Here is a 10,422-nt window from a genome sequence, read left to right on the forward strand (position 1 = left end):
GGGTCGGCATGTTCCGTTCGGGAGCAGTGGGGGGCGCGCCTTGTCCGCGGCGGACATAGAAGGCGTGGGTCCGCGTGCGCTCGGCGCGGGTGCCGTGCGGGTGTCACCCGGCTGCCCTACGCGGTGCTGTGCGGATGCTGTGCGGCTCCTTCCGGGCGTCCGGCGCTGCCGCGCCTCGCGGGCCCGGTATCGGTGAACTACCCGTGCCCGAGCACTACATTGAACGACGGCACGTGTACGAGGCGTACGCACGAACGGACCTGCTGGTCAGGGGGCAAGGGACACCGCATGGACACCCACGGCACGCACGACCCGCGCGGCACACGGACCGGCCCCGCCTGGCCGCCGCCCTGGCCGGACACCGGCCGACGCGGCCCCGTCCCGCCGCCGCCGTCCGCCGAGCCGTGGCCCGGACGGTCCGCTCCGGCGGCCGGGCGGCCCGGCCCGGCGTCGGCTGCTCCGCCGGCCGCGGGCGGCGCGCGCGACCCGGGCAGTGCGTGGCCCGGCTCCGCCGGGGCTGCTCCCCGCCCGCCCTCCACGGGTCACCTCGGCCCCGATGGCCGGTCCGGCAACTCCGGACGGTCCGGCCCCGACAGCCGGGGGGGGCTCCGACGGCCGGACCGGAGAGCCCGGGCCCGCCCGGGTTTCCGAGGGCCCGGAGGAGGGCGGGGCCGTCTCCGCGGGAGCGGCGTGGGGCGGTGACGCCTCGTCCCCCGGGGTGCCGACGACGCGACCCGGCTCGGCCGTGGAACCGGTGCCGCGCGCGCAGGCCGGAGAGGTGCCCGTCCCGCCACCGCCGGGCGGAGGCGGCCGGTCACCGGGGCCCGCGGAGCCTGGGCCGTCTCCGTACGCGGTTGCCGGGGCGGCCGGGGACGTGCCGGGGGTGTCCCCGCAGGGCGGGAGCGGTGCCGGGCCTGCCGGGCCGGTGAGTGGTGACTGGGGCAGCGCCGGCCTGCCACCGGGGCCCGCGGATCCGGGACTGCCCGCGCAGGGCGTGGGCGGCCCCGGGACGTCCGGCGGTGCATGGAGCGGTGCCGGGACCCGGGGGACCGCGTGGAGCGGTGCCGGGACAACGGGAGCCGGGGCCGGGCAGCAGCCGGTGGTGCCTCCGCCGCCGCAGCGGCCGCCCCTGGCCGCGGGCGAGGGGTTCCTCGCCTGGCTGCGCGCACCGCGCCCCGAGGCCGCCCCCGGCATCTGGCGGTACGGGCACAAGGCGAAGCCCCCGGAGGAGCCCGACCGCGTGCCCGGTCGACAGCTGCTCGCGGGCGCGCTCATCGCCTTCCTGGCAGGCTGGCTGCTCTGGTCGCTCCTGTGGAACGGCTACCTCGGTGACTACTGGCTCTGGCCGCTGCTGGCCGTCCTCCCGGACGACTGGCGGGTCTCGCACGACGGCGAACCCGTCATCGCCTTCGCCGTCGCGCAGTACGTCTACGTCGCCGCGTGGGTCATCGGCTTCCTCGTCGTCTTCGGACGCCTCGGCCGGTGGGCCGAGGTGTGGCGGCGCTACGGCGCCCCAGCCCTGCGGCGCGTACGGGAGCAGGACGCCGCCACGCAGCCGCCCGCGCCGCAGGAGGATCCCGCCCAGTGGCCGCAGCTGCGCACGGCGGGCGCCGCGGACGCGGCCGAGCGGCTGGCGGGCGACGCCCGCGCCGGGCTGATGAACGACGTGGACCACAGCAGGATCGAGCGCGCCTGGGAGTCCGTACGGTCCGGCCGCAACACCCTCGGCGCCTTCACCGACGCCGTCCTGCGTGACGGCTCGGGGGCGTGCGCCCACCCGTCCGGCGCCCGGGACCTGCCGGCCAGGGCCGCCGCGCACGACCTGGCCGTACGGCAGGTACGCCTCGGCACGACCGCCGAGGACCCGCGCAACCCCTACCAGCACCGGGGCACCGGCCTCGCCCTCGGGCCCGAACTCCTCGGCACCTCACTGCTCGCCGTCGGCCCCGCCGGTTCCGGCAAGACCGGACGGCTGGTGTGGCCGGTCGTCGAGTCGCTGTGCCTCCAGGCGCTGGCCAACCGCGCGGCCGTCGTCGTCGTCGGCGCGGCCGGGGCCGGGCGCGGGCCCGCCGCCGACTTCGACGTCGTGGTGCGCGTCGGCCATCCCGACTCCGTCCACGACCTCGACCTGTACGGGGGCACCGCCGACCCCGACGAGGCCGCCGGAATCCTCGCCGAGGCGCTCGTCGGTGATCTCGCCGAGGACGGCGGACGCCGTGCCACCACCGCACTCGGACAGCTCCTAGGCCCCTTCCGAGCCGTCCACGGCCGCTTCCCTTCCGTCCCGGAACTGCGGGAACTCCTCGACGGCGCGCCCGAGGCGATCGCCGAGCTCAGGGAAGGGCTGCGCGCCGCGGGCAACCGCTCCCTGGAACGGGAACTCGACGCCAGGGAACGCCAGGCCGGCTCGCACGGCGACCCTGGCGTCCTGCTCGCGGACCGCATCGCGCTGCTCGACCGGCCCGCCTTCAGCGGCTTCTTCGACACGACCGGCCGCAGCCGCCCCTTCTCGCTGCGCTCGCTGGAGCACCCGGTCCGGGTCCGTGTCGACCTGCCCGAACGGGGCCACTCCGACGCCTGCCGGATCCTGACCCGCCTCGTGCTCGCCCAGTTCACGGAGAGCGCCGCCGCCCGCGAGGACCGCTCTCTCTTCGCCTGCCTCGTCCTCGACGACGCCTCGCACACCGTCACCACGAACGCCGTGCGCGGCATCCAGCGGCTGCGGTCGGCGAACGCGGGGGTGGTCATGACGCTCCGCTCGCTCGACGATGTACCCGGCCCGCTGCGCAGCGCGCTGCTCGGCGCCGTGGGCTGCCGGATGGCGCTGTCTGGGGTCACCACCTGGGACGGGCAGCACTTCGCCGACGTATGGGGCAAGGAGTGGGTCGAGGCCCGGGACATCACCAACCGGCAGATCATCTCCGAAGAACCGCTCGGCAAGGCCGTCCACTTCATCCGCCGGGTCGTCACGGGCAAGCACGTCACCGCGGAGTCGGTCACCGTGCGGCAGGTCGAGCGGGAACGCTGGTCCGCCTCAGACCTGGCACACGCGGTGCCGCCGGGGCACGCGGTGGTGTCCCTGACGACCGTGCGCGGTGAGCACGCGCCGCCGCTGCTGGTGGATCTGCGGAACTGAACCCGGGCGGGCGGCGGCCGGCCGCGGCATCCGGTGACCGTGCGCGAGGGCGCGAGGGTGCGAGGGCGCAAGGGTGCGAGGGTGCGAGGGCGCAAGGGTGCGAGGGCGCAAGGGATCGTTACGTTGAGGCAGAATCGGCGGTAGCCGTTCATACGGTACGGCGAAATCCGAAGCTCTCCACCGACGCCGAAGGTCTCTCAGGCTCATGCCGCCGACGCTCGCCTCGCTCGTCCAGCACTCCGCGCTCAGGCTCACCGTGCGCGCCTGCGCGGACCGCCTCGACACGCCCGTCCGCTGGGCGCACGCGAGCGAACTCGCCGACCCCGTGCCGTACATGGAGGGCGGCGAGCTGCTGCTCGTCACCGCCATGAAGCTCGACGCCGAGAACCCGGAGGCGATGCGCCGGTACGTACGCCGGCTGGTCGGCGCCGGGGTGGCGGGGCTGGGCTTCGCCGTCGGCGTGCACTACGACGAAGTGCCGCAGGCGCTGCTGTCCGCCGCCGGGGAAGAAGGGCTGCCGCTGCTCGAAGTACCGCGGCGCACCCCCTTCCTCGCCATCAGCAAGGCCGTCTCCGCGGCCATCGCCGCCGATCAGTACCGCGCGGTGACCGCGGGTTTCGAGGCCCAGCGGGACCTCACCCGGGCCGCCCTGTCCGCGGACGGGCCCGGCGAACTGCTGGCCCGGCTCGCTACGCAGATCGACGGCTGGGCCGCGCTCTACGACGCCTCTGGTGCCCTAACTGCCGCCGCACCCGACTGGGCGGCCCGCCGCGCCGCCCGCCTCACCGACGACGTCGAACGGCTGCGCGGGCGGCCCGCGCCGACCAGCGCGGTCGTCGACGGCGGCGAGGACCGGGTCGAACTCCAGTCGCTGGGCACCGGGAAACGGGTCGGCGGAGTCCTCGCCGTCGGCACCGCGGCCGCCCTCGGCACCGCGGAGCGGTACGCCCTGCACTCCGCGGTCGCCCTGCTGACCCTGACGACGGAGCGGTCCCGCGCCCTGCGTGCGGCGGAACAGCGGCTCGGCGCGGCGGTCCTCGCCATGCTGCTGGCCGGCGAGCCGGACCACGCCCGCGCCGTGGCGGGCGAGCTGTACGGGAACCTGCTCGACGCGCCCTTCCGGCTGGTCGTCGCCGAACCCGTGGAACCGGCGGAGCCCGGTGCGGCCGAGGCCCTCGCCGAGGTCACGGACTCGCTCGAGGCCGCGGCGGCACGCGCGGGGGAGACGCTGCTGGTGGTGCCGGAGAGCGGGCGGCTGGTACTCCTCGCCGCGGACGGCGGGGCGGTCGCCGCGGCATGCTCCGGATTGGGCGAGCGGACGGCCGCCGTCCTCGGGGTCTCGGCACCCGCGGGGCCGATCGGTGCCGCGGCCGCCTACCGGCAGGCGGAGCAGGCCCTTTCCGTTGCCCGCAGGCGGGGCCGGGCGCTGGTCGAGCACGAGGAACTCGCGGGGGGCTCGCTGCTCCCGCTGCTCGCCGACGACGCCGTGCGAGCCTTCGCCGACGGCATGCTGCGGGCCCTGCGCGAGCACGACGCGCGGGGCCGCGGCGATCTCGTCGCCTCCTTGCGCGCCTGGCTCTCCCACCACGGCCAGTGGGACGCCGCCGCGGCGGACCTGGGCGTGCACCGGCACACCCTGCGCTACCGGATGCGCCGCGTGGAGGAGATCCTCGGCCGTTCTCTGGACGACCCGGACGCCCGCATGGAGCTGTGGCTCGCCCTGAAGGCGACGGGCACCGAGGACTGACAGTGAGGATGTGCCGTCGACCTCGCCGTCCGCGCGCGGACGGCGCCCGCCTCGCCGATGCCGGAACCGGGCACGGAGGCGGGAGCGGTGTATCCGCGTACCGGTGCAGTTGCGGTGGTGCGGGGCAGGGCGTGCCCGTGGGTTCGGCTGCGGCGGCCCGCTCGCCGGCGGCCGGGCCGGCGTCCACGAGTGCGCCGAGGTGCTCGCGCGCAGCGTTGGTGTGCAAGGCGGGCACCGTCTGCGGCCGGGCCCGCCTGCCGTGTGGCCGCGAGGGCCGGCGTTCCGGCCCGTCGGCGCCGTCGCGGCCACGCCGACCACGCCGCTGCCCGGGGCAGAGTGGGGGCTGCGGGGCGGCTGGGAACGCGCCGTGGTCAGGGCGTGCGCGTCGTCCATTGTGGAGCACGGGTCACCGCTTCCGCTCCATCGTGGACAAGCCCCCGCTCACCCGTACGGCCCTACCGTGGACGCAGACAGATCAACCCCACACTCGGAAGGGCCGGGATCCGCTGTGACTTCCACCCATGCCTTCTGGCTCGCCGGCCGTCAGGCCACCGGCGAGGAGACCTTCGACGTCACCTCACCCTGGGACGGCCGGGTGGTCGGCAGGGCCGCGGTCCCGACCCAGGCGCAGGTCGAGGAGGCCGTCGCCGCCGCGTACGCCGCGCGCGACGCCTTCGCCGCCACGCCCGCGCACGTACGGGCCGCCGCTCTCGACCACGTCTCCAAGCGGCTCGTCGAGCGCACCGAGGAGATCGCGCAGCTGATCTCCGCCGAGAACGGCAAGCCGGTCAAGTGGGCGCGCGGGGAGGTCGCCCGCGCCGTGTCCGTGTTCCGGTTCGCCGCCGAGGAGGCCCGCCGCTTCAACGGCGGCGAGGCGCAGCGCCTCGACACCGACGCCGGCGGCGTGGGCCGGCTCGCGCTCACCCGGCGCTTCCCGAAGGGCGTCGTCCTCGGGATCGCGCCGTTCAACTTCCCGCTGAACCTGTGCGCCCACAAGGTGGCCCCGGCGCTGGCCGTCGGCGCCCCGATCATCCTCAAGCCGGCCCCCGCGACCCCGCTGTCCGCGCTGGTCCTTGGCGAGCTGCTGGCCGAGACCGGCCTGCCCGAGGGCTCCTGGTCGGTGCTGCCGGTGCCGAACGACCGGATGCCCGCCCTCGTCAGGGACGAGCGGCTGCCGGTGATCTCCTTCACCGGTTCAGACAAGGTCGGCTACGCGATCATGGACTCGGTGCCGCGCAAGCACTGCACCCTGGAGCTGGGCGGCAACGCGGCCGCGGTCGTCCTCGCCGACTTCGCCTCGGAGGAGGACCTGGACTGGGCCGCGACCCGTATCGCGACCTTCTCCAACTACCAGGGCGGCCAGTCCTGCATCTCCGTGCAGCGCGTGATCGCCGACGCGAGCGTTTACGACCGGCTGGTCCCGAAGGTCGTCGCGGCCGTCGAGGCGCAGGTCACCGGCGACCCCTCGGACGATGCCACCGATGTCGGCCCGCTGGTCAGCGAGGACGCCGCCAAGCGCGTCGAATCCTGGGTCGACGAGGCCGTGAAGGCCGGTGCGCGGCTGCTGACCGGCGGCAAGCGCGAGGGTGCGTCGTACGCCCCGACCGTGCTCGCCGATGTGCCCGCCGAGGTCACCATCTCCTGCGAGGAGGTCTTCGGCCCGGTCCTCACGCTGAAGAAAGTGGATGGGGAACAGGCCGCCTTCGACGCCGTCAACGACTCCAAGTACGGGCTCCAGGCGGGTGTGTTCACGCACGACCTGCAGACCGCGTTCCGGGCGCACAGGACGCTCGAGGTCGGCGGTGTGGTCATCGGCGACGTCCCGTCCTACCGCGCCGACCAGATGCCGTACGGCGGTGCCAAGCAGTCCGGCGTCGGCCGTGAGGGTGTCCGCTTCGCGATGGAGGACTACACCTACGAGCGCGTCATGGTGCTGACGGGCCTCCAGCTCTGAGTTCCTGATGCCCGGGGTTCCCCGGTCCGGCGACCCCGGGACCCCGATCCGGCCGAACCGGACCGGAACCGGCAGCGGGGCCCGGCACGCCGCCGGGCCCCGCTGCCGTGGGGCGGCCCGCCGGGGCCTCTGACGGACCCTCAGCCGCAGAAGCCCAGGCGGGCCAGTCTCAGGGCCCCGCGCAGCGTGACATGCAGGTCGTGCACGCCCGTGGGGCGGGCGGCGAGTGCGCCGCCGGTGGCGGTGTACGTGTAGGGGCCGCCCGTCGCCGGTACGGAGACGGCGGCCACCGTCGTGCCGTCCGGCAGATGGAGCTCTACCGTGCCGCCCCCGCCCGCCGTCTCCACCAGGACGTCGCCCGGGCCGGGTGCCGGACCGAAGTCGCAGCCCCGGTAGAGGAGTTGCCCGGCGACGTCCTCGTGGGCGGCCACCGCGTCCCCCGAGACCCTGCTGAGGTCCACCAGGGACACGGAGTGCGCCGAGTCGAAATCGGCCGCCCGGAGGCCGACTTCGAGTACCGGGCGCGGCCGTGGCGCCGGTCCGTCCACGGTGATCTCCTTGCCGAGCCGGATGTCCGCGCTCGACGCGCCGGCCTCGATGACGTACGTCCCGGGGTCCACGGTCCACCGGCCGTGCGCCACGTCCCAGTGGCCCAGTTCCCCGCGCGGCACACGGAAGCGGAAGGTGCCGGACTGCCCGGCGGCCAGCCGGCGGCGTTCGTGCGCGACCAGCGCCCGGTGCGGGCGCGGCACCCGCGGGTCCACGGCCCGTGCGTAGAGCTGCACCACCTCGTCGCCGTCCCGCGCACCGGAGTTGGTGACCGTGACCGTCACCTCCAGCGCGTCCCCGTCCTCCGTGACGGTCAGCTCCTCGTAGCTGAACGACGTGTACGACAGGCCGTGGCCGAAGGAGTACAGCGGTTCCCCGTCGAAGTACAGGTGGGTCTGGCGGGAGCCGACGACGTCGTAGTCCCGAGGCGACCGGCACTTGCAGCCTTGTTCGCCAGGATCGCGAGGAACTGCCCCCAGCCCGCGTCGAGGATGCTTCGGTTGAGCCCGGCCTCGGCGGCGGCACCGTTCGGGAGGAACGCACCGTCGTTCCCGGGGTCGGGCCTGGGTGCCGGGCTCTTGGTCATCCCGGCCGTGTTCAGCCGCTCGTGAGCGACCACGTCGTTGTCGGCGATGAGCGCGCGGGCGGTCTTGTGGTGGAAGTCCAGGCGCTTCCGCCGGATCCTGGCGTGCGGCCTGGCGACCCTGCGGGCGGCGGCCCGATGCGCCCTGGTGCGCTGCCGGGTGCGCTTCGGGAACGCCGCGAGGTGCCGCTGAGCTTCGGCGAGTTCTTCGGCCACGGTTGCGAGGAAGCGCGGGTTCGGCTCGTGCTCGCCCTCGGAGGTGGTGAGGAAGTGCACGGTGCCCACGTCGATGCCGACGACCGCACCGGTGGGCAACAGCTCCTCCGGCGGCCTGGACTTCGTCACGAACAGCCTGACGGTCTCCGGCAGCTGATCCCCGGCCCGGCCCGGGCGGGGAGCCGCCCCTCGCCGGGCGGCTCCCCGCCATGCGCCGACCGGCGTCCGGGCGTACGCGGAGCGCCGGGTCCGCGGGCGCCGGGGCTCGGTCGCGGCCCGGCGGTCAGTGGCCGGACCGTGCGACGCGGAAGCCCACGTCGTCGATCCGCAAGGTCGGATGGCTGCGGCGGCGCACCGAGGCCCGGCAGCTCCAGCGCTCGTCGAACCACCCGCCGCCGCGCAGCACCCGGTAGCTGCCGTAGACCTCGGCGTCGTAGATGTCCCAGCACCACTCCCAGACGTTGCCCAGCATGTCGTGCAGGCCCCAGGCATTGGGCTGCCTGCCGCCCACCTCGTGGATCCGTTCGCGCGAGTTGCCGCGATGCCAGGCGATCTCGTCGAGTTCCCCGTACCGCGCGCCGGCGGTGCCGGCGCGACACGCGTGTTCCCACTCGGCCTCGGTCGGCAGCCGGTATCCGCCGGAGGAGACGTCCCACTCGACGGACTCGACGGACTCGACCGACTCGACCGACTCGTCACCGGTGTGGAGGCGATACGCGGGCGCCAGTCCCTCCTGTTCGGAGAGGGCGTTGCAGAACCGGACCGCGTCCAGCCAGGAGACGCTCTCGACGGGCAGCCGGTCGCCCTGCGCGGTGCTCGGCCGCCCGCCGGTGACCTGCGCGTACCGCTCCTGGGTGATCGGCGCGACCGAAAGCCGGTAAGGGGTGAGTTCCACCGTCCAACTGCGCCGCGTGCGCCGGTCCGACAGGGTCACCCGTCCCCCGGGGACGGCGGTGGTCGCGACTGCTGCGCTCGTGTCCATGGGCGGACGATCGTACCAACGCCCCCTCGGAACCGGCTCAGCCGTCCGCGGCGCGCACCGGTGCCGGGCCCGAACTCGATCGCACCGTCAACTGGGGCGGCAGCAGGACCACTTCGTCGCGGTCCCGGCCCTCCAGCTTCGCGACGACGAGCTCCACCGCCCGCTGCCCCATCTCCTGCGCCGGGATGGCGACCGACGTCAGCCGCACCGACGCCTGCGTGGCCACCTGGTCGGGGCAGATCGCGACCACCGAGGCGTCCTCCGGCACGGCCCGCCCGAGCTGCCGCAGCAGCCCGAGCAGCGGCTCGACGGCGGCTTCGTTCTGGACGATGAAGCCGGTGGTGCCCGGCCGTTCGTCGTAGATGCGGGCGAGCGTTCCCGCGAGCGCGTCGAAGGAGCCCTCGCAGGGCCGGTGCAGGAGCCGCAGCCCCAGCTCGGCGGCCCTGGAGCGCAGCCCGTCCATGGTCCGCTCGGCGAAGCCGGTGTGCCTCTCGTACACGGCCGGGGCCTCGCCGACCACCGCGATCTCCCGGTGGCCGAGACCGGCCAGGTGCTCCACACACAGCGCGCCGGTGGCCGTGAAATCGAGGTCGACGCAGGTCTGTCCGGTGGTGTCGCCCGGCAGCCCGATCAGCACGGCGGGCCGGTCGGACTCGCGCAGCAGCGGCAGCCGTTCGTCCTCCAGTTCGACGTCCATCAGGATCATGGCGTCGGCGAGCCCGCTGCCCGTGACCCGGCGGACGGCCGCCGGGCCCTCCTCGCCGGTGAGCAGCAGCACGTCGTACCCGTGGGTCCGGGCAGTGGTGGCGACGGCGATCGCGATCTCCATCATCACCGGTACGTACATGTCGGTGCGCAACGGCACCATGAGGGCGATGATGTTGCTGCGGTTGCTCGCGAGCGCGCGGGCTCCCGCGTTGGGGTGATATCCGAGCTGTCTGATGCTCCGCTCGACCCGCTCCCGGGTCTCCGCGGAGATCGACCGCTTGCCACTGAGGACGTAACTCACCGTGCTGGCGGAGACTCCGGCGTGCCGGGCAACCTCGGCGAGGGTGACCATCCAGCTCTCCAGGCGATGGTAGTGAAGCGCTTCGACAGGGGCTGTCTAGGCCTGACGTGGTGAGGGTGGTTCGACAGTAGACCGATGACCGTGGCCTGTCCAGGCCCAGTCGAAGCGCTTCAACCGCCCTCTTACAGGTCCTCGGCGACCTCTTTGCGGCCCCTCCGCGGGTCATGGACGGGCCCTCCTCCCCCG

7 protein-coding genes are annotated in these 10,422 nt (G+C 74.7%); 3 read left to right on the forward strand and 4 right to left on the reverse strand.

Features of this window, described 5'->3' with window-relative positions; translation table 11 throughout:
- The first annotated feature begins 1,102 nt into the window (after positions 1 to 1,102).
- The 3 genes from GUY61_RS28405 (at position 1,103) to GUY61_RS28415 (ending at position 6,837) form a co-directional block, all read left to right on the forward strand.
- Positions 1,103 to 3,136 carry an ATP-binding protein gene (locus GUY61_RS28405; protein WP_166633115.1) on the forward strand — a complete coding sequence of 678 codons (2,034 nt, stop codon included), beginning with the start codon at positions 1,103 to 1,105 and terminating at the stop codon, positions 3,134 to 3,136.
- A 205-nt stretch (positions 3,137 to 3,341) separates the two neighbouring features.
- Positions 3,342 to 4,883, forward strand: coding sequence for a PucR family transcriptional regulator (locus GUY61_RS28410; RefSeq protein ID WP_166633116.1), 1,542 nt, complete (start codon positions 3,342 to 3,344; stop codon positions 4,881 to 4,883).
- Between the two features lie 508 nt (positions 4,884 to 5,391).
- Positions 5,392 to 6,837: an aldehyde dehydrogenase family protein gene (locus tag GUY61_RS28415; RefSeq protein ID WP_166633117.1), complete on the forward strand. Its 1,446-nt coding sequence runs from the start codon at positions 5,392 to 5,394 to the stop codon at positions 6,835 to 6,837.
- A gap of 140 nt (positions 6,838 to 6,977) precedes the next feature.
- Here the strand turns inward: GUY61_RS28415 and GUY61_RS28420 are convergent, their stop codons facing one another.
- From GUY61_RS28420 to GUY61_RS28435, 4 genes are all read right to left on the reverse strand, one after another.
- The gene (locus GUY61_RS28420; protein ID WP_313896906.1) at positions 6,978 to 7,670 is read right to left on the reverse strand and encodes a fibronectin type III-like domain-contianing protein; all 693 of its coding nucleotides are present in this window, start codon (positions 7,668 to 7,670) and stop codon (positions 6,978 to 6,980) included.
- 29 nt (positions 7,671 to 7,699) lie between these two features.
- Positions 7,700 to 8,314 carry a transposase gene (locus GUY61_RS28425; protein WP_313896907.1) on the reverse strand — a complete coding sequence of 205 codons (615 nt, stop codon included), beginning with the start codon at positions 8,312 to 8,314 and terminating at the stop codon, positions 7,700 to 7,702.
- Positions 8,315 to 8,468: 154 nt separating this feature from the next.
- The gene (locus tag GUY61_RS28430; RefSeq protein WP_166633118.1) at positions 8,469 to 9,167 is read right to left on the reverse strand and encodes an SUMF1/EgtB/PvdO family nonheme iron enzyme; all 699 of its coding nucleotides are present in this window, start codon (positions 9,165 to 9,167) and stop codon (positions 8,469 to 8,471) included.
- Positions 9,168 to 9,204: 37 nt separating this feature from the next.
- A complete protein-coding gene (locus GUY61_RS28435) occupies positions 9,205 to 10,227 on the reverse strand; it encodes a LacI family DNA-binding transcriptional regulator (RefSeq protein WP_166633119.1) in 1,023 nt (340 codons plus the stop codon).
- Positions 10,228 to 10,422: the final 195 nt, after the last annotated feature.

Origin of the sequence: Streptomyces sp. GC420 (genome assembly GCF_009916105.1) — a bacterium.
GTDB lineage: Bacteria > Actinomycetota > Actinomycetes > Streptomycetales > Streptomycetaceae > Streptomyces.

Excerpts from the sequence above, each read along its gene's own strand:
- GUY61_RS28410 (WP_166633116.1), top strand. The coding sequence starts at position 3,342 with ATGCCGCCGACGCTCGCCTCGCTCGTCCAGCACTCCGCGCTCAGGCTC.
- GUY61_RS28430 (WP_166633118.1), bottom strand. The coding sequence starts at position 9,167 with ATGGACACGAGCGCAGCAGTCGCGACCACCGCCGTCCCCGGGGGACGG.
- GUY61_RS28435 (WP_166633119.1), bottom strand. The coding sequence starts at position 10,227 with ATGGTCACCCTCGCCGAGGTTGCCCGGCACGCCGGAGTCTCCGCCAGC.